Annotated in this window: 21 protein-coding genes and 1 pseudogene; 14 read left to right on the forward strand and 8 right to left on the reverse strand. The window is 39.0% G+C overall.

Annotated features, from left to right (window positions below):
- Positions 1 to 26 precede the first annotated feature (26 nt).
- Entirely contained in the window at positions 27 to 1049 is a 1023-nt protein-coding gene (locus tag HT680_RS01015; protein WP_173257588.1) for a YdcF family protein, read from the forward strand.
- A gap of 286 nt (positions 1050 to 1335) precedes the next feature.
- On the opposite strand, the gene HT680_RS01020 is transcribed toward HT680_RS01015, so the two are convergent.
- From HT680_RS01020 to HT680_RS01040, 4 genes are all read right to left on the reverse strand, one after another.
- Positions 1336 to 2118, reverse strand: coding sequence for a DUF4037 domain-containing protein (locus HT680_RS01020; RefSeq protein WP_173257590.1), 783 nt, complete (start codon positions 2116 to 2118; stop codon positions 1336 to 1338).
- Between the two features lie 20 nt (positions 2119 to 2138).
- Positions 2139 to 2534, reverse strand: coding sequence for a VOC family protein (locus HT680_RS01025; RefSeq protein ID WP_084949145.1), 396 nt, complete (start codon positions 2532 to 2534; stop codon positions 2139 to 2141).
- A gap of 656 nt (positions 2535 to 3190) precedes the next feature.
- The gene (locus HT680_RS01035) at positions 3191 to 4339 is read right to left on the reverse strand and encodes an MFS transporter (protein WP_173257592.1); all 1149 of its coding nucleotides are present in this window, start codon (positions 4337 to 4339) and stop codon (positions 3191 to 3193) included.
- A 13-nt stretch (positions 4340 to 4352) separates the two neighbouring features.
- Entirely contained in the window at positions 4353 to 5336 is a 984-nt protein-coding gene (locus tag HT680_RS01040; protein ID WP_188110732.1) for an ROK family protein, read from the reverse strand.
- A 317-nt stretch (positions 5337 to 5653) separates the two neighbouring features.
- Here HT680_RS01040 and HT680_RS01045 point away from each other — a divergent pair, with 317 nt between their 5' ends.
- From HT680_RS01045 to HT680_RS01090, 10 genes and pseudogenes are all read left to right on the forward strand, one after another.
- A complete protein-coding gene (locus HT680_RS01045; protein ID WP_173257596.1) occupies positions 5654 to 5866 on the forward strand; it encodes an AbrB/MazE/SpoVT family DNA-binding domain-containing protein in 213 nt (70 codons plus the stop codon).
- 1 nt (position 5867) lies between these two features.
- Positions 5868 to 6602, forward strand: a complete 735-nt coding sequence (locus HT680_RS01050; RefSeq protein WP_205380467.1) for an ABC transporter ATP-binding protein — start codon at positions 5868 to 5870, stop codon at positions 6600 to 6602.
- Entirely contained in the window at positions 6602 to 7252 is a 651-nt protein-coding gene (locus tag HT680_RS01055) for an ABC-2 transporter permease (RefSeq protein ID WP_173257600.1), read from the forward strand. Before HT680_RS01050 ends, HT680_RS01055 begins: the two co-directional genes overlap by 1 nt.
- Before the next feature lie 157 nt (positions 7253 to 7409).
- On the forward strand, positions 7410 to 8042 hold the full coding sequence (locus HT680_RS01060; RefSeq protein WP_173257602.1) for a GyrI-like domain-containing protein: 633 nt from the start codon (positions 7410 to 7412) through the stop codon (positions 8040 to 8042).
- A gap of 11 nt (positions 8043 to 8053) precedes the next feature.
- A complete protein-coding gene (locus tag HT680_RS01065; protein WP_173257604.1) occupies positions 8054 to 8581 on the forward strand; it encodes a PadR family transcriptional regulator in 528 nt (175 codons plus the stop codon).
- A gap of 30 nt (positions 8582 to 8611) precedes the next feature.
- Positions 8612 to 8800: pseudogene (locus HT680_RS01070) on the forward strand (BtrH N-terminal domain-containing protein); the annotation flags it as partial.
- Positions 8801 to 8861: 61 nt separating this feature from the next.
- A complete protein-coding gene (locus HT680_RS01075) occupies positions 8862 to 9299 on the forward strand; it encodes a hypothetical protein (RefSeq protein ID WP_173257606.1) in 438 nt (145 codons plus the stop codon).
- Positions 9300 to 9307: 8 nt separating this feature from the next.
- Complete coding sequence (locus tag HT680_RS01080) at positions 9308 to 9922, forward strand: alpha/beta hydrolase (RefSeq protein WP_173257608.1); 615 nt, start codon at positions 9308 to 9310, stop codon at positions 9920 to 9922.
- Between the two features lie 39 nt (positions 9923 to 9961).
- Positions 9962 to 10744 (forward strand): AAC(3) family N-acetyltransferase, encoded by a 783-nt coding sequence (locus tag HT680_RS01085; RefSeq protein WP_173257610.1) that lies wholly within the window; start codon positions 9962 to 9964, stop codon positions 10742 to 10744.
- A gap of 115 nt (positions 10745 to 10859) precedes the next feature.
- Complete coding sequence (locus tag HT680_RS01090) at positions 10860 to 11609, forward strand: class I SAM-dependent methyltransferase (protein WP_173257612.1); 750 nt, start codon at positions 10860 to 10862, stop codon at positions 11607 to 11609.
- A 123-nt stretch (positions 11610 to 11732) separates the two neighbouring features.
- Here HT680_RS01090 and HT680_RS01095 read toward each other — a convergent pair whose 3' ends face one another.
- The 4 genes from HT680_RS01095 to HT680_RS01110 are packed head-to-tail and all read right to left on the reverse strand — an operon-like array spanning position 11733 to position 14655.
- Positions 11733 to 12392 carry an amino acid ABC transporter permease gene (locus HT680_RS01095; RefSeq protein ID WP_084875688.1) on the reverse strand — a complete coding sequence of 220 codons (660 nt, stop codon included), beginning with the start codon at positions 12390 to 12392 and terminating at the stop codon, positions 11733 to 11735.
- 9 nt (positions 12393 to 12401) lie between these two features.
- Complete coding sequence (locus HT680_RS01100) at positions 12402 to 13079, reverse strand: amino acid ABC transporter permease (RefSeq protein WP_173257614.1); 678 nt, start codon at positions 13077 to 13079, stop codon at positions 12402 to 12404.
- Between the two features lie 12 nt (positions 13080 to 13091).
- Positions 13092 to 13886 carry a transporter substrate-binding domain-containing protein gene (locus tag HT680_RS01105; RefSeq protein ID WP_173257616.1) on the reverse strand — a complete coding sequence of 265 codons (795 nt, stop codon included), beginning with the start codon at positions 13884 to 13886 and terminating at the stop codon, positions 13092 to 13094.
- Between the two features lie 10 nt (positions 13887 to 13896).
- Positions 13897 to 14655: an amino acid ABC transporter ATP-binding protein gene (locus tag HT680_RS01110; protein ID WP_173257618.1), complete on the reverse strand. Its 759-nt coding sequence runs from the start codon at positions 14653 to 14655 to the stop codon at positions 13897 to 13899.
- Between the two features lie 177 nt (positions 14656 to 14832).
- Here HT680_RS01110 and recJ point away from each other — a divergent pair, with 177 nt between their 5' ends.
- The 3 genes from recJ to HT680_RS01125 all read left to right on the forward strand — a co-directional run bounded on the left by recJ (position 14833) and on the right by HT680_RS01125 (position 19738).
- Positions 14833 to 17055, forward strand: a complete 2223-nt coding sequence (gene recJ, locus HT680_RS01115) for a single-stranded-DNA-specific exonuclease RecJ (protein ID WP_173258620.1) — start codon at positions 14833 to 14835, stop codon at positions 17053 to 17055.
- Positions 17056 to 17228: 173 nt separating this feature from the next.
- Positions 17229 to 18890 (forward strand): ribonuclease J, encoded by a 1662-nt coding sequence (locus HT680_RS01120; RefSeq protein WP_173257621.1) that lies wholly within the window; start codon positions 17229 to 17231, stop codon positions 18888 to 18890.
- Between the two features lie 68 nt (positions 18891 to 18958).
- Positions 18959 to 19738, forward strand: a complete 780-nt coding sequence (locus tag HT680_RS01125) for an alpha/beta hydrolase family protein (RefSeq protein WP_173257623.1) — start codon at positions 18959 to 18961, stop codon at positions 19736 to 19738.
- Positions 19739 to 19800: the final 62 nt, after the last annotated feature.

Here is a 19800-nt window from a genome sequence, read left to right on the forward strand (position 1 = left end):
CAATGTAGTCATCAAAGGAGGAGACTATGTACTTTATTACAGGATTTTTCGTCCTACTTTTTTTGATTTCATTTTTTAGGGACAATCGCAGTCTCTGGAATCCAGCTCTCTTGCTTTTATCTCTGCTCTTTTCTTACCTGTCTATTGCCAATCTTTTTTACGAAGCTGGGCAAGAAGAAGTGCACATGATTTTCTTTGCAGGGATTTTTCTCCTGCTGCCTCTTTTAGTTTTTCTAAGTGGCTTTTTCCTTATTTATAATGGATTTGTGTTATTGAAAAAAGAAGGGAAATCCAAGGCAAATTATTTGTCTCTGGGACTAGGGTGTGTGATTCTGTTCTTTTTTGTGATCATGGCAATTCGAGTGAGCGATACCAATGGCTTGTTCTACACCAATCATCTAGTGAATATTTTCTTTTTCTTTCTGATCTACTCGTATTTGATTTTCGGCTTTGCCTTTGCAGGATTTCTACTTTATTCTATTCTGTATCTTTTTATTCCTAAGAAAAAACATTATGATTTTATTATTATTCACGGTGCAGGCTTATTGAATGGAGAAAAAGTAACTCCCTTACTTAAGAACCGTATTGACAAAGCCGTAGAGGCTTATCGTCAGTCGTCCAATCCCAACGTTAAACTCATTGCCAGTGGAGGTCAAGGTGGGGACGAGAAAATTTCTGAAGCTCAGGCAATTTGTAATTATTTGCTGGAAGAGACGGATGTTCCGAGAGAAGCCATTCTCCTAGAGGAAGACTCAACGACGACTTATGAGAATCTTCTCTTCTCAAAAGAAATAGGAGAGAGGCTGGTGACCAGTCCACGTTTTCTCTTTGTGACCAATGATTACCATGTTTTTCGTACCAGTACCTATGCTCGCCGTATTGGGATGAAGGGAGATGGTCTTGGTTGCCGTACAGCCGCCTACTATATCCCATCGGCCTTTATTAGAGAATATATTGCTCTATGTGTGAAGATGAGATGGCTTTTTATCGCCTTCTATACTTTATTAATTTTAGCTCTGATTTTCTCCTATAGAGGTGTTCTATGGTAATATGTAAAATTCATATTGTAATTCTTGTTAGAATCTCTAAAAAATCTTGTAGTAATCCTAAGGGCAAAATTGTCACTAGTAATGAAAGAGCAGGGTAAGTGATTGTTAGTGCGGTTTTTGTAACGACTTCATGATTGCTCGTCAATCAATTGAACAATTTCTAACCTAGTTGCAGATTTTCAGAGAGAGTCAAAAATAGGCAACTGAATATGAGTAGACTAGAATTTTACAGTCAACGACAAATAAAAATGTGAACAGCAACAGAGGTTCACATTTTCTTTTTGATCTATGGCAAAATGGCCTTTAGTTGGTTCAGGATGGTTTGTAAGGTCACGACCGCTTGTTCTCCTTGTTGCGGTTGGTAGAGTAGTTGGAAATACTTGCGAATAGTTTCTTCAAATTGCTTAGGGAGGAGTGTACAATTGGTCTTTGCGTACTCCAACATTCGTTTTTCACCAGGATGGGTTTGCTCATTGAGCGCAAATAACAAGTCAAAGTAGGAAGCAAAAAACTCACTCGTACGATGATTCATACTGAGAAGATCTTGGCGTTTGATAGCTTTTTCTATTTGGTGAGAGAAGGCAGGCATGGCTTGTTCTAGCAAAAGGAGTTGCCTTTCAATAATTTGCTTTTTGAGTTCCTGTGGATAGGGAATCTGGTAGGTTTTTTGGAGCGAAGCATAGTGTCCATTCGGGTCGTATAGGATCTTGCTGTGGAGTAGATTGTGCCACATACAGGTTGTATAAGAGTTTTGGGCTTGGTGCTGAAAAACAGTTGAGTTTAGTTCTTGTTCAAACGACTCCAGCGAACGATAAATCAACTCGATTTGGATACCGTTGTTTAGTACACAGTCGTCCTCTAATTCCCAAAACTGGTTTCCAATTTCCATATAGGAGCAATAGTTGCTAAGAATGATTTGACGAGTTTTTTCGTCAATAGGTGAGTTAAGATAGACATAGACATCATAGTCAGAATTTTGATCATAGTCTTGTCCTGCACGAGAACCACCAAGAGCGATAGCTTCTACTTGCTCCAGCTGAGAAAATTCTTTGCAAAGTTCTTGAATCATTACTTTTCTCCTTTTTTATTTTACGATTTTAAATGTGTTGTTAATTCCAGTAAATTACCTTCGGGATCAGATACAACTGCTTCATAGTACCCATCACCAGTTGTTCTTGGACCGGATTGAATAGAAAAACCATCTTCTTCAAAGCGTTTTGCAAATGTATCAACATCCACTTTGTCTCCTACAGCAATAGCTAAATGGTAAAATCCAAAACTATTTTTATTCTTTTCTACAATATCTGGGCGATGACAAAGTTCTAAACGTGCACCATTTTCAAAATTCAAAAAGTAAGATGAGAATTCCGTTTTAGGATTATAATATTTTTTCGTTGCAACGGCATTAAAGTATTTCTCATAAAAAGATTTCATTTTTTCTAAGTCATTTACCCAAACACCTACGTGTTCAATAGAGATTGTCATTGTGTTATCCTTTCTTGTTAAGTTATAGCTATCTTTGATAAAATATCAAACGATAAGGTAAAATGGAATAAAGAGTGAAGTCAATACATCCGAAGTGCTTTTTTCAATTTTTCCCTTTGTAGAAAATATGTTCTATCGAGTATCTTCTTTGAGCCATAAAAAGCAAAGAAATCACGATAATGTCCACGACAATAAAATCTTAAAGGGAACTAGTGCTTGTTCAAGAGTATAGTGGTATTTCCCGTCAGATTGATAATCCTTTTCCTAGATACTAGCAGATACCACCAATGCTATTTTTTTATCTTCTAATTAATCTCCTCCATTTTTACCAAAGAATCAACTACAAATTAATACAGCGTCTATCCATTTTTTTAATAACAACGGACTAGAAGAATCAAATATAGGAGATTGAAAAACTAAGTTTTGATGTGATTCAACTAATGTTTACTCTCTTTATATAATTCGTGAATTGTATATTCTTCTGGAGATTTTCTTATTCCAAGATCTATTGATAATTGAATGTTCCATTTATATTTTCCATTAATTATTGACATGGTATAGCCAAAACCACTTTTTCTAGGTGAAATACCTATTTTTCCACCGATTCATAAGCTAATTGACTGTTAAAAAGTTCTTATCAATATTTTTCTACACTATTAATTATTTTCAGCCCACTCATGCATGATAAACATCAAGAATAGAAAGAACAAAAGATAGAACGGATAAACTGAAATATTGGTGACATCACTTAGGGTTCCAAAAAGCTTTGGCATAAAGGCGGAACCGATATAGGCAGAAGCCATCTGAATGCCGATTAAACTCTGACTATTTTCCCTTCCAAAACGCTCTGGAGTAGAATGGATAATGCTTGGATAAATCGGTGCACAACCAAGGCCGATAGTAGCAAGTCCTATTAAGGCAATTGTATAATGAAAGCTAAAGGTAAGGAGAATCAGACCTATGAAAATTACAATGAACCCTAAGCGAATCATATTTTTATCTTCAAGTTTTTCTGCAATAAAACCAGAAATTGCTCTGCCACCAGTGATTCCTATGTAAAATATTGAAGCGAAGGATGTTGCCGTTTCTGCCGGAATATCTTTGACCACATTCAACCAACTAGCTGCCCAAAGTCCGGTCGTCTGTTCAAGAGCGCAGTATCCAAAAAAACAAAGCAAAATTTGAGGGGCACCTTGAAGTTTTAAGGCTTGGGAAATTGAAAGAATATCTCTATTATCTTCTAAGTTCATCCCTTGTTCTTTTGCAGTCCATAAGGGTAAAGAAATAAATATAATAGTTGTTAATATAACCTGTATGATTCCAATGATTCTGTAACCGACAGGCCAGTCGTAACCACTTGCCAAAATCATTCCCATGATATAAGGACCGATAGAAGCCCCCATCCCCCACATACAATGTAGCCAAGATAGATGCTTAGAAGAAAAATGCAATGCTACATAGTTATTCAGTGCGCTATCAACTGCTCCTGCACCAAGACCATAGGGGATAGCCCATAGGCACAGCTGCCAATATTCTTGACAAAAAGAAAAACCAAATAAGGATAAAGCAGTTAGCCCTACCGAAACTGCTGTCACTCTAGCTGTAGAAAATTTATGAATTACTCTATCTGCATTTAAAGAAGAAATTATTGTACAAACAGAAATAATCAGAAAGATGGAGCCTGCCCCGGTAATAGTTGAATTTAAGCTACGATACATATTTGGCCAAGCGCTTCCTAAAATAGCATCAGGTAAACCTAAACTAATAAAGGCCAGGTAGATAACCGCTAACAACAACGAAATCATTTAGTTCTCCTTGTTAGATTGCTCTTCTTTTGATTTCTAGAATCTTGTTTTTTCCAATTGATTGAACTCCGTTCAGTATGAACGGGTCTATCTCAGTCAATCTTTCAAGGATTGGTTGGAATTCTTTAGGAAGACAGGTGTCAGAAATTTTTATATTTTCTTGTAAAGATGGACAATAATATGCAATAGCATCTGGAGCAATGACTGATGTTAATGCTGTTATCTGATTTAACAAAAGAAATGTGAAGTCATTTGAACGTGATTGGCGATCTGCAGGTTTATGTCCATTCATGAGATAGCCGACTTCCCCTGCAAAACCATTTCTTCCACGATGCAATCTTTTATTGATGATAATACCAGAACCGGCAAAATCTGTATCTGGCTGATAGAGAAGGGCCAATGTTCTAAATTCTGGGTGAATACTACAATAACCAAGAGAAGCAACATTAACATCATTCTCTAAAACAATGGGGATCGTTGTAAGGGATGAAAGTGACGTTAGAAGATTTTTTTGATTGATCTGTTCAAAATCAGAATAGATAATTTCTCCTTGTTCTCCAATAATACCAGGAAAGCTAAGCACTAATACCTGAATCAGTGGATCACTAGTAATTAGTTTTTTTACTACATTGCGAATTTCATCTAATGTCCCTGTGGAACTTACTAAAATTTGTTCATAAACTGAATGGCCTCCCAGATTAAATGAGTTTGCACGTATTCTGTATTGAGAAAAGATGTGACTAAGAATAATAGTTCCAATATGGATATGATCTTCTCTTAATTGATACAATTTTGACTTTCTACCACCAGTTGAACAGGCATTCCCTACAAATTCAATTTCTTCACTATTCTCTAATATTTGTAAGATATTGGTAGTTCCCGCCAGAGAAATTCCTGTTTGACTGGATAACTGATTCTTGGTCCATGTTCCTCCTTGATAAAAACAGGATCGTACTTTGTGAATATTTTCTTGCTTTAAATCAATTATTTTTGCCAATTCTCTACCTTTCGACACGTTTTGTCAAAAGTATTGTAGCATATTATATTTTTGTTTGCAATAAGATATTTTTAAAAATCTTAGTTTCGTTTTCCTAATTTTAGGAGTGGTCTTCTCTTGTAGGAAAGGATAATGCTGTTTTTGATTCATGGCATCAATGTGCTTATGAAATTTTTTCATTCTTAGTTTTGGGATGAGTGGTACAGATTTTTACGAGCATTTTATTATGATGGCAACTGGATGTAGTCTGCACTTGTATTATTTAGGACAAGTGGTATAATTAGTTATACAAATCATACTTAAAGGAGGTGGTGGTTGTGAAAGCACCAAAAGGTAAATATGCTTGGACAGCTACAGTTGGAGAAAAAGGTCAGATAGTAATACCAAAACAGGCGCGCGATGTTTTTAATATCAAACCGGGTGATACGATTCTGCTTCTTGGTGATGAAAAGCGTGGAATTGCCATACCGCCGAAGGGAGCCTTTGCTCACTTGATGGAAATTGCTTTTGAAGAGAAGGTGGATGAATAAAATGAAGTATGTTTTAGAGGTAAATGATATTGCAAAAAAATATTCGTCTTTTGAACTAAAATCGATTAGCTTTCAGATTAAGGCCGGTGAGGTTATGGGATTTATCGGCAGGAATGGAGCAGGTAAGACTACAACACTTAAATCCATTATCAATCTTGTCCACCCTGATGCAGGGAATGTCCGTATTCTTGGAATGGATTATCTGGATAATGAAGATGAAATCAAACAACAAATTGGTTACGCGGTAGGGGGAACCAATTATTATAAAAGAAAAAAATTAAAGGATATTGTCGCCATTACTCGTATTTTTTATGATAACTGGGATGATGAATCGTATCGTCATTATCTTGACGCATTTAAACTTGATGAAAATAAGAAAATTATGGAACTGTCTGAGGGGATGAAAGTAAAATTCTACCTTACTTTAGCTCTTTCTCATCAGGCTAGGCTTTTGATTTTGGATGAGCCAACAAGCGGCCTTGACCCAGTATCCAGAGATGAGATGAATGAGATTTTCCGAAAACTCGCTGAAAAAGGTGTGGCAATCTTGTTTTCTACTCATATTACTAGTGATTTGGAGAAATGTGCAGATACGATTACTTACATCAAAAATGGAGAATTGCTTTTATCGACCAATAAAGAAGACTTTATTCGCCATTTCACAGGGGAAATAGGTGGTGCGCCAACACTGGAAGACATTATGGTGCATATCGAAAGAGAAGAGGTGAATTTGTGATGAGAAAACTTCTCTATAAAGAAATGAGATTGTCAGCAAATCCTTTGAGTTATTGGTTTATAACTTTTTCAGCTATGACGATGATTCCAAGGTATCCTATTCTTGTAGGTTCCTTTTTTATCTGTCTGGGTATATTTTATACCTACCAGCAGGTTCGGGAATGCGATGATATTACCTACACGGTCATGTTGCCGGTCAGGAAACAGGATGTGGTGACAGCTAAGTATCTATTTGTACTGCTCATCGAATTAGTGGCATTTGTCTTATGCGCAGTGCTAACGATTATTAGGATGAAAATATTGGGGGATGCCGCACCGTATGTGACAAATCAGTTGATGAATGCAAATGTGGCTTATCTTGGCTATTTATTAGCTATATTCGCATCCTTTAATGGTATTTTTTTAGCAGGATTTTTTAAGACAGCTTATAAGATTGGGAAGCCTTTTATCCTATTCTGCGCAGTCGCAACTGTCATAATATTCATGAGAGAGATATTACACCATATTCCTGGATTAGAAAGCCTAAATGATCCTGCAAATTTAAGCATACCACAGGTTGTGATATTGCTGATTGGTATTGTTATGTTCAAGTTATGTACCTGGTTTTCTTATCAAAAAGCAGTCAAGGATTTCGAAAAACTTGATTTATGATCGTTAGGGGAATTATGAATTAGATAATCTGTGAAATGTCTGAGTGTTAATCATTTTCGGTTGGCACATGAATTACTTATTTTTACTTTTTTGACAAAATTATATTCTAGCGGTAGAATATATAAAGAAAAATAAATATCAGAAGAGGAAGTTGCTAATGGTTTTTGACTTTAAGAAAGAATTTAAGGAGTTTTATCCAACTAAGACAAATCCGATGATTGTTAAGATTCCCAAAATGAATTTTTTAGCAGTTCGAGGTAAAGGAAATCCTAATGAAGAAGGTGGCGAGTATAAGCAAGCCATTAACTTACTTTACCCACTTGCCTATACTATCAAAATGAGTAAAAATACAGATTACCGAATGAATGGCTACTTTGATTTTGTTGTACCACCATTAGAAGGTTTTTGGTGGCAGGAAGGTATTAAAGGTGTTGATTATGAACGTAAAAGCGATTTTCAATTTATCTCTCTCCTTCGTCTGCCGGATTTCGTAAGTAAAGAAAATTTTGACTGGGCTATCCATCAAGCGAAAACTAAGAGAAAAATGGATTTTTCCAACGTGGAATACTTTACTTATGATGAAGGTCTATGTGTTCAATGTTTGCATGTCGGCTCTTATAATGATGAGCCTATAACAGTTGAACGAATGCATGCTTATATGGAAAATGAAGGCTATCAACTGGATATTACAGATGAACGTATGCACCATGAAATCTATATCAGCGATTTTCGTAAAACAGAGCCTGCCAAACTGAAAACTATTCTCAGACATCCGATTAAAAAGAAATAGGGAGAATAAAAATGGTTATCAAGACATCCTTAACAGAGGAGTTAATCCTCGGTATATTGGCAGAGCAACCGCATCATGGCTATCAGATTGAAAAACTTATTGTTGATAGAGGCATGAGAAAATGGACAGACGTAGGTTTTTCTTCAATTTATTATGTACTTGAAAAATTGGAAAAGAAAGGTCTGGCAAAGAGTGTACCGGCAAAGGGAAAAGATAAAAAAGAGTACAGCATTACAAAGCTGGGGTTAACAATTTTAATTGAAAAAACACGTCAGCGATTAGTAGAACGACAGCCTGCGAACTCACATTTTATGACTGCATTGGCAAATAGTCAGAATATGTCCTCTAAAGAATTATTGCAGGCTCTTACGGAACGAAAATATATTTTGGAAAAGGATTTGCAAGTCTTGAAGAATCAACAAGCAGGAGGACATTGCCTGCCAAGGTCTGCCGAACAGTTATTCAGTTTGGGTTTAACCATGCTCCAAGCAGAGCTAAATTGGTTAGAGTCTGAAATTCAAACTTTACAATCACAGTGAAATCCAAAAAATTTTCAGAGGAGATGGTATATGAAATTGGATATAAAACCGTTCATAGGACAGCATTGTGAATCTACCGCAACAGGAACTCTCTTGAATCAGCTTGGTGTTGAATTAAGTGAGTCGATGTTATTTGGTTTGGGAGAAGGTCTGGAATTTACTCTTTGGAATATGAAATCCATGAATATGCCGTTTATAGGTGGGAGAATTAAATCTGATTTAGAGATATTTTAATAATTGATAATTACAGATTAAAATTTGGAGAGGACGTGAGATTACAATGTGTAAAGAATGTTATGTTGATCAAAGTAGAGTGATGCCACTTTTAAATCCCTTGGAATGCTTAGAAAATCATACACAATATATTTGCGGAACTTGTGGTCGGTGTATTTGTATCGAGTACGATCCAAATCGTGGATTGCAACGGTGGAATTTTCCGTTTAAGTCATTAGAAATTGCAAAGCTATATTTAAGAACTGCCGATTACACAGAAAAAAAGCCATGTGGTATTTATGAATTAAAAAGTGAGAATGGTAGAATTTCTTATAAAATTTTTGCTAGCAATGAAGATTTGAAATTATATCTAAAAAAGAATAAAGGAAAAACTTGTGAAAAAATGGGGCCTGTTTTTTCAGTTGAAGAATATCAGGAATTTCCCAATACACAGGTGAGAAGATTGACCTCTGGTGAAATACAAAAATATATGTCAGAAAGATAAAAAAGATTATGGAAGTGATTCGGTGGAAAACCTTAGTTATCTATATACATGGTAAGGGTGGAAGTATAGAGGAGACAAATCATTATCAATCTATTTTTAGAGAAAGTGACGTCATCGGTTTTAACTATAAATCACAAACTCCTTGGGATGCGGAGATAGAATTTCCAATGTTATATGATAGGTGTGCTAAATCGTATGATTCTGTTATTTTAATTGCAAATAGCATCGGTGCTTATTTTGCAATGCTATCTTTGGCTGAAAAGAATATTTCTCAGGCCTTATTTATTTCCCCTATTGTAGATATGGAGAAACTGATAATGGATATGATGAAGTGGTTAAATATTACAGAAGATGAGTTAAAAAGTAAGAAAGAGGTTGAAACAGAATTTGGTGAGACATTGTCTTGGGAGTATTTATCTTATGTGAAAAATCATCCCATTAGGTGGAATGTTCCCACTTCTATTTTATATGGTGAAAAAGATAATTTAACTTTTCAAGAAACCATAACGAAGTTTGCAGAGCAAATTGGAGCAACTCTTACAATCATGAAGAATGGAGAGCATTGGTTTCATACAGATGAGCAATTAAAATTTTTAGACACATGGGTTAAAAAATCAACTTAATAAATTCGTATTAATTTTTGATAACAAGAGGTAAAAATTATGAAAACAATATATAAAGAAGATATCGTACAGGGGTTAACAGAACTTGGCCTGAAACAAGGGGATATTGTCATTGTCCATACATCTTTAAAAAGTATGGGCTATGTATGTGGCGGAGCACAGGCTGTGATAGAAGCTCTAATTGAAGTCGTTACTTCTGAAGGTACCATTGTGATGCCGACACAGTCATGGAAAAATCTAGATCCGAAAACAGGTGTGCACTGGAATGCAGAGGAGTCAGACTGGGATAAAATTAGAGAGAATTGGCCAGCATATGATAAACAGATAACGCCAACAAATACGATGGGAGCTGTTGCAGAAATGTTCCGTCAATGGCCGGGGAGCATCAGAACAGATCATCCAGCAAGATCAATTTGTGCATGGGGAAAACATGCTGAATATATTACAGCGGAACATACTCTTTCAAATATATTTGGTGAGGGTTCACCTATCGCAAAACTCTATGAACTTGACGCAAAAGTACTGTTGTTAGGGGTTGGATATGATAAAAACACTTCCATACACTTAGCGGATGTCCGTGCAGAGTACCCTGGGAAACATGACTGTGTTGAGCATAGTGCCATACTTCAAGATGGTGTTCGGATATGGAAAGCGTATAACACCTTATTTGTTGATGGAGAAGATTTTGAGGACATAGGAATCGCCTTTGAGGAAAAGGGTCTTGCAAAGATAGGAAAAATCGGCAATGCTGATTCTAGATTGATGCAACAACGTGAACTAGTAGATTTTGCTGTCTCTTGGATTGAAAAACATCGTAGATGAACTGAATTTTAACTATTGTAAAGAAATCAATAGACACTAGCTAAACTTTAGTAGAAATAGGTTGATAACTCCCAGTTTATCAGATAAACTTAGGATTCATAAAAGGAAATAACTGATGAAATCATATCAAGATATAAATAAAGAAACTATTGATAGATGGGTTGAAGAAGGTTGGGAATGGAGTAAGCCGATTTCACATGATGAGTATATTAGCGCAAAAAACGGAGATTGGAATATTTTTCTTACTCCGACGGTTCCTGTTCCACATGAGTGGTTAGGAAATTTAAATGGAAAGAAAATCTTAGGTTTAGCATCGGGTGGTGGGCAGCAAATGCCTATATTTAACGCATTAGGTGCAGACTGCACTGTGCTTGATAATTCTCCAAAGCAAATAGAAAGTGAATTTTTAATTGCTGAAAGAGAAGGCTATACTATTAAAGCGATTGAAGGCGATATGACAAAAGCTTTGCCTTTTGAGGATGAAGCCTTTGATATAGTATTTCATCCGGTTTCCAACTGTTATGTTGAAGATGTGCAGCCCATTTTTAATGAGGCGTATAGGGTTCTGAAAAAGGGTGGAATTTTTCTGGCAGGATTAAACAATGAAATAAATTACATTGTAGATAATGAAGAAAAAGAAATTATTTGGAAAATGCCTTTTAATCCATTAAAAGATAAAGCAGCCAAAGATTTTATGATAAAAGAAAATGCTGGCATGCAATTCTCTCACAATATGACAGAGCAAATAGGCGGACAGTTAAAGGCGGGGTTCACTTTACTTGACATATATGAAGATACAAATGGTTTTGGTAGACTGCATGAACTGAATATTAAAACATATATTGCAACAAAATCAGTTAAATGATAGAGTTAGATTATAGTAAAATTGAGCGAAAATGAGTTAAGATTGACCAGTATATGCAAGAATGTATCTCTAATCATGAAAACAAAAAAATGTGAACGAAAAATAGACGTTCACATTTCTTTTTTATTCTGCAGCTTGTTGCCAACGTTTGGCTAGCATGCGGGATAGACTTGAAATTGCTAGGTTAAAGCTGAAGTAGATGAGGGCAATCAGGATGTAAAGGCTAAAGACCTGCTCTGGTTCGAAATAGCGTCCCATGAGAATTTGGCTGGCGCCAAAGAGTTCTTGTAGGGCGATAACCGAGTAGAGGAGACTGGTATCCTTAATCACGGTTACAAACTGAGAAATGATAGCTGGCAGCATTTTACGGATCGCTTGTGGGAGAATGATATGGTAGAGTATTTGCACAGAGGTAAATCCTTGCGACATTCCTGCTTCGTATTGTCCCTTGTCTACGGCATTGAGACCACCACGGATAATCTCAGCCAAGGCTGCTGATGTAAAGAGGGTGAAGGCGGTAATACCAGCTGGTGTGGACTTCATCTTGAACACCAAAAAGATGGTAAAAATCCAGAGTAGGTTGGGAACATTGCGCACAAACTCGATATAAATGCTGGAGATGATCCGTAAGACAGGATTTTTCCCATTTCTCATGACGGCTAGCACTGTTCCGATAAGGGTCGAGAGGACGATAGCAATTAGAGAAATGTAGAGGGTTAAGCCGAATCCTTTAAAGATAAAGACTAGGTTATCTGGGGTCAAAACTTCTAAAATAGATTCCATAGTAACCTCCTAAAGTGAATAAGCTTTTTTGTTGGCTTGCTCCATCTTGCGACCAAATTGGGCGACAGGGAAGCAAAGGGCAAAGTAGAGTAGAGCAGCACCTAGAAATGCTGGGATGTAATTTCCGTTAAGAGCTGACCAAGACTTGGTCACAAACATCAAGTCCACTCCAGAGATGATAGCAACCGTTGAGGTATTCTTGATGAGGTTAACGATTTGGTTGGTCAAAGGAGGGAGGATGATACGGATGGCCTGAGGCAAGATAATCAAGCGCATGGCACTGATATAGGTGAAACCTTGTGATAAGGCCGCTTCCATCTGACCACTAGGAATAGACTGAATCCCTGAACGAATAACCTCAGCGATATAGGCACCGTGATAGAGTCCGACGCAGAGAACAGCTGTCCAATAAATCGGAATCATGATAGTGTGCTCACTGATAAGAGGCAAACCATAAAAGACGATGACAAACTGTACCAAGAGGGGGGTGTTTTGGTAAAATTCGACAAAGATACGAGCCAAAATTCTTAAAATTTGATGTTTGCTAGTTGATAGGACTCCAAAGATGATTCCTAAGACCATAGCTAGGATAAAGGATCCAATCGCTAGGGCAAGGGTGAAGAGGAAACCATTGAAAAATTGTCCAAAATCCTGAAAATAGGCTGTCCAAGATGATAAATCTGTCATGGGGTGTCCTCCTTAATCTGCTGTGTGGCTAGATGGTTTGAGCTTGTAACGGTCATAGAGTTTCTGCAAACTACCATCCTTGCTCCATTTTGTGACCAAGGTATCAAGATAGTCGTTTAGCTCGGTGTTTGATTTCTTGGTGACGATACCGTAGTCAGATGGCTTGAAACTATCATCTAGTAGCTCTGTGCGTTTGCTGGTGTAGCCAGACAGGATAGAACGGTCCACGGAAAAGGCATCAATACGATGGGCATGAAGGGAAGTAATCAATTCTGGGTAGGAACCAAGTTCGACGAATTTAAAGGTCAGACCTTTCTTTTTTGCTAGTTCAGTAATCAGGCGTTGAGTAATGGAGCCTTGGGCAACTCCGATCGTTTTACCGTTTAGGTCTTCAATGCTTTTGATGTTGGCAGATTTATTGACCAAAAAGCCAGAAGCATCCGTATAGTAGGGACTGGTGAAGTTGTATAGTTTTTTACGCTCGTCTGTGATGGTGAAGGTCGCGATATCCATATCGACCTGTTCATTGTCTAGAAGGGGGCCACGGGTTTGAGCGGTAACAGGAACGTAGCGAACCTTGACCTTGAGTTCATCCGCAATCATTTTTGCTAAGTCGGTTTCGATACCGGAATAAGTCCCTGTCTTAGGGTCCTTGTAGCCGAAATTGGGAACGTCTTGTTTGACACCGACAACCAGCTCGCCTCTTTTTTGAATGTCTGCGACGCTGGTATCAGCCTGGACTGGTTTGGCAGCAGCAAGGCTGAAAAGGCTAATCAATAATGCTGATAAAAAGAGTTTCTTTTTCATATGCTCCTCCTTATTTGACTTTGTCACTTTCGTGGTTGATAATTTTGCTGAGGAATTGTTTGGCACGAGGTTCGCTTGGATTGTCGAAAAAGTCATCGACATCTGTCGTATCCACCAAAACTTCTCCGTCAGCCATAAAGATAATGCGGTCCGCAACCTCTCGAGCAAATCCCATTTCGTGGGTAACGATGATCATGTTCATCCCATCATGCGCCAGTTTTTGCATAACTGCTAGAACATCTCCAATGGTTTCAGGGTCAAGAGCAGATGTTGGCTCATCGAAGAGGAGGAGCTCCGGATGCATAGCGAGACCACGAGCGATGGCGATCCGCTGTTTTTGACCACCAGAAAGCATGGCTGGATAGGAATCTTTCTTGTCCCACATATTTACAAATTCCAGATATTTTTGGGCTGTTTTTTCAGCTTCTTTTTTATCAATTCCTAAAACTTTTATGGGTGCAAGTGTTACGTTTTCTAACACTGTTTTGTGTGGATAAAGGTTAAAATGTTGAAAAACCATGCCGACTTCCTTACGAAGAGGAACTAAATCTTTCTGGCTAGCACCTGCTACTTGGTGTCCATTGACTAGGAGATTTCCTTTGTCAACAGCCTCTAAACCATTGATCGTACGGATAAGAGTGGACTTTCCAGAACCAGAAGGTCCAAGCAGGACAACGACTTGTCCTTTTTCAAAACGGAGATTGATGTCGCGGAGTGCGTGGTAGTCTCCGTAATATTTTTCGACGTGTTTAAATTCTACTAAAGCCATGAGAGATCTCCTTTGTGTTAGATTTTATAACATGATTCTACAACAAAAGAATGTTCTTGTCAAATCATATCTGAAAAAAATTCACTAAAATTTTATAAAAAAGCAATCTGGATAGAGAAAATGCCTAAATCATGTTATAATGAAACGATAGAATTCTTAGAAAGAGTGGATGTTTTTTTGATAACTCCTACTTATGAATGGCAGTTTGCCCCGCAGGTTGAAGATGCGGATTTTACAAAGATAGCCAAGAAGGCTGGACTGGGTCCTGAGGTGGCTCGGTTATTATTTGAAAGAGGGATTCAGGATGAGGAAAGTCTCAAGAAATTTTTAGAACCTTCTTTAGAGGACTTACATGACCCCTATATGCTCCATGATATGGATAAGGCAGTGGAACGGATTCGTCAGGCCATTGAAGAAGGGGAAAACATTCTCATCTATGGAGACTACGATGCGGATGGTATGACTTCAGCTTCGATTGTGAAGGAAAGCTTGGAACAGCTTGGCGCCGAGTGCCGAGTTTACCTACCCAATCGTTTTACCGATGGCTATGGTCCCAATGCCAGTGTTTATAAATACTTTATCGAGCAAGAGGGAATTTCCTTGATTGTGACAGTGGACAATGGGGTTGCAGGTCATGAAGCCATTGAATTGGCTCAGGCTATGGGAGCGGATGTCATTGTGACCGACCACCATTCCATGCCGGAAACCTTGCCAGATGCCTATGCGATTGTTCACCCTGAGCATCCAGATGCGGACTATCCCTTCAAATATTTGGCCGGATGCGGAGTGGCTTTCAAGCTGGCTTGCGCCCTTTTAGAAGAAGTGCAAGTGGAATTGCTTGATTTGGTCGCTATCGGTACCATTGCAGATATGGTGAGCCTGACAGATGAAAACCGTATCTTGGTTCAATATGGTCTGGAAATGTTGGGACATACCCAGCGCATCGGTCTGCAAGAAATGCTAGACATGGCTGGGATTTCTGCGAATGAAGTGACAGAAGAAACGGTTGGCTTTCAGATTGCCCCTCGTTTAAATGCCTTGGGGCGCTTGGATGATCCCAACCCTGCCATTGATTTGCTGACTGGATTTGACGACGAGGAAGCTCATGAGATTGCCCTCATGATTCACCAGAAAAACGAAGAGCGCAAGGAAATCGTTCAGTCAATCTATGAAGAAGCTAAGACCATGGTGGATCCTGAGAAGAAGGTCCAGGTTTTGGTCAAGGAAGGCTGGAATCCTGGAGTTCTAGGTATCGTGGCTGGTCGTTTGCTGGAAGAATTGGGGCAGACAGTCATCGTTCTTAATATAGAAGATGGTCGTGCCAAGGGCAGTGCTCGCAGTGTGGAAGCGGTCGATATTTTTGAAGCTCTGGATCCCCATCGAGATCTCTTCATCGCATTCGGTGGCCATGCTGGTGCAGCAGGAATGACGCTGGAAGTGGAGAAACTTTCAGATTTATCTCAGATTTTGGAAGACTATATCCGTGAAAAAGGCGCAGATGCTAGTGGTAAGAATAAGTTAAATCTAGATGAAGAGCTAGATTTGGAGAATCTTAGTTTAGAAACGGTTAAAAGCTTTGAACGCTTGGCGCCTTTTGGAATGGACAATCAGAAACCTGTCTTTTATATCAAGGATTTTCATGTCGAAAGTGCTCGTACCATGGGAGCAGGCAATGCCCACCTCAAACTAAAAATTTCCAAGGGTGAGGCAAGTTTTGAAGTGGTGGCCTTTGGACAAGGTAGATGGGCGACAGAGTTTGCTCAAACAAAAAATCTTGAATTGGCAGTCACCCTGTCTGTCAATCAATGGAATGGCCAAACAGCCCTCCAGTTGATGATGGTAGATGCGCGTGTGGAGGGGGTTCAACTCTTTAATATTCGTGGGAAGAATGCAGCCTTGCCGGAGGGAGTTCCAGTCTTGGATTTCTCTGGAGAGGTGCCAAAATTGGTGAATAGTGAGGCGGTTGTCGTAAAAACCGTTCCTGAGGATATTACCCTGCTGAAGACCATTTTTCAAGAACAGGATTTCTCAGCTGTCTATTTCAAAAATGATATTGAGAAAGCCTATTATCTGACAGGTTATGGAACTAGAGAACAGTTTGCTAAATTGTACAAGACCATTTACCAGTTCCCGGAATTTGATATTCGTTATAAGTTGAAAGATTTAGCTGCTTATCTCAATATCCAACAAATCTTGCTGGTCAAGATGATTCAAGTATTTGAAGAGCTGGACTTTGTGACGATCAAAGATGGTGTCATGACAGTCAATAAAGAAGCGCCGAAAAGGGAAATTAGTGAAAGTCAGATTTACCAAAATCTCAAACAAACTGTAAAAAATCAAGAAATGATGGCGCTGGGTACGGTGCAAGAAATGTATGATTTTTTGATGGAAGAAAACTAGAAGATAGGAAAGAGTTGGGCAACCAGCTCTTTTTTGAAAACAAATCTTCATTTTGAAAATCATCAAAAAAATGGTATAATGGTAGGAAAAGATTCGGCTGAAAGTTTTAGAACTTTTAGAATAAGAGGGTAAACTTACCCTATAATCAAGATGAATTAAGTTTCGGAGGGAAAATGAGTAATATTAGTTTAACAACACTAGGTGGTGTACGAGAAAATGGGAAAAATATGTACATCGCCGAAATCGATGGTTCTATTTTTGTTTTGGATGCGGGGCTTAAATACCCTGAAAATGAACAACTTGGGGTTGATGTCGTCATTCCCAATATGGACTACCTTTTTGAAAATAGCGACCGTATCGCAGGGGTCTTCTTGACCCACGGGCATGCGGATGCCATTGGTGCTCTGCCTTACCTTTTGGCAGAAGCGAAGGTGCCTGTGTTTGGCTCTGAGTTGACTATCGAGTTGGCAAAACTCTTTGTCAAAGGAAATGATACGGTTAAGAAATTCAATGACTTCCATGTGATTGATGAGGATACAGAAATTGACTTTGGAGGAACTGTAGTTTCCTTCTTCCGTACAACTCACTCCATCCCGGAAAGTTTGGGAGTTGTCTTGAAAACTCCAAAAGGTAGTATTGTTTACACAGGTGACTTCAAGTTTGACCAGACGGCTAGTAAATCCTATGCGACGGATTTTGCCCGTTTGGCAGAAATCGGTCGTGAGGGTGTCTTGGCGCTCCTCAGTGATTCTGCGAATGCAGACAGCAATATCCAGGTGGCGAGCGAGAGTGAAGTTGGAGAGGAAATTACCCAGACCATTGCGGACTGGGAAGGTCGTATCATCGTTGCGGCAGTTGCCAGCAACCTCTCTCGTATCCAGCAGGTTTTTGATGCTGCTGCGGATACAGGCCGTCGAGTTGTTCTGACTGGTTTTGATGTTGAAAATATTGTCCGAACAGCGATTCGTCTCAAAAAATTATCTCTAGCTAATGAAAGTCTCTTGATTAAACCAAAAGAAATGTCTCGTTTTGAAGACCATGAGTTGATTATCCTTGAGACGGGCCGTATGGGTGAACCTATCAATGGACTTCGTAAGATGTCCATTGGTCGCCACCGCTATGTGGAAATCAAAGATGGGGACTTGGTCTATATCGTAACGACTCCATCTATCGCCAAAGAAGCCGTCATGGCGCGTGTTGAAAACATGATCTACCAAGCTGGTGGTGTAGTGAAACTCATTACTCAAAGCTTGCGAGTATCCGGACACGGGAATGCGCGTGATTTGCAGTTGATGATCAATCTTTTGCAACCAAAATACCTCTTCCCTATCCAAGGGGAGTACCGTGAGTTGGATGCGCATGCCAAGGCTGCTATGGCAGTTGGGATGTTGCCAGAGCGCATTTTCATCCCTAAAAAGGGAACGACCATGTCTTACGAACACGGAGACTTTGTCCCAGCTGGAGCAGTTTCTGCAGGTGATGTCTTGATTGATGGAAATGCCATCGGGGATGTTGGAAATGTGGTCCTTCGTGACCGTAAGGTCTTGTCAGAGGATGGAATCTTTATCGTGGCGATCACTGTCAACCGTCGTGAGAAGAAAATTGTGGCTAAGGCCCGTGTTCACACGCGTGGATTTGTTTATCTCAAGAAGAGTCGCGATATTCTTCGTGAAAGTTCAGAATTGATTAACCAAACGGTAGAAGAGTATCTTCAAGGTGATGATTTTGACTGGGCAGAGCTCAAAGGCAAGGTTCGTGACAATTTGACCAAGTACCTCTTTGATCAAACCAAGCGTCGCCCAGCAATCTTGCCAGTCGTGATGGAAGCCAAATAATAAGCAGTATACCTACAGAAAAAGTCGAAATTCGGCTTTTTCTTATAGAATAGTAAAAGGAGACAACCATGGCAGTTATGAATATTGAGTATTACTCTGAAGTTTTGGATATGGAGTGGGGCGTTACCGTACTCTATCCAGATGCCAGTCGGGTAACTGAACCAGATTGTAAAGATATTCCTGTCCTTTATCTTTTGCACGGAATGTCCGGAAATCAGAATAGCTGGCTCAAGCGGACCAATGTCGAGCGATTGTTGCGAGGCACCAATCTCATTGTTATCATGCCCAATACTAGCAATGGCTGGTACACAGATACCCAGTATGGTTTTGACTACTTTACTGCTCTAGCAGAAGAGTTACCTCAGGTTATGAAACGTTTCTTCCCAAATATGACCAGCAAGCGAGAAAAGACCTTCATTGCAGGTCTCTCTATGGGTGGCTATGGTTCCTTCAAGCTAGCTCTCGCAACCGATCGTTTTTCTCATTCGGCTAGTTTTTCTGGTGCACTCAGTTTTCAAGAATTTTCTCCTGAAAGTCAGGATTTGGGCTCTCTTGCCTACTGGCGAGGAGTTTTTGGAGAAATCAAAGACTGGACAGCTAGCCCTTATTCACTTGAGAGTCTGGCTAAAAAATCGGATAAAAAGACCAAACTTTGGGCTTGGTGTGGCGAACAAGACTATCTCTACTCTGCCAATAATCTCGCAGTGAAAAACCTCAAAAAGCTTGGTTTTGAGGTGACCTATAGTCATAGTCCGGGTAAGCACGAGTGGTACTACTGGGAAAAACAATTGGAGCGTTTTTTGGCTACTTTACCAATTGACTTTGTTTTGGAAGAGCGTTTAAGTTGATTTTATTAATACTAGTGAGGTGACAGAGCAAGGGACCCAATTATTTTTTCTTTATTTTTTTT

This window comes from Streptococcus sp. 5905 (assembly GCF_013276505.1).
Taxonomy (GTDB): domain Bacteria; phylum Bacillota; class Bacilli; order Lactobacillales; family Streptococcaceae; genus Streptococcus.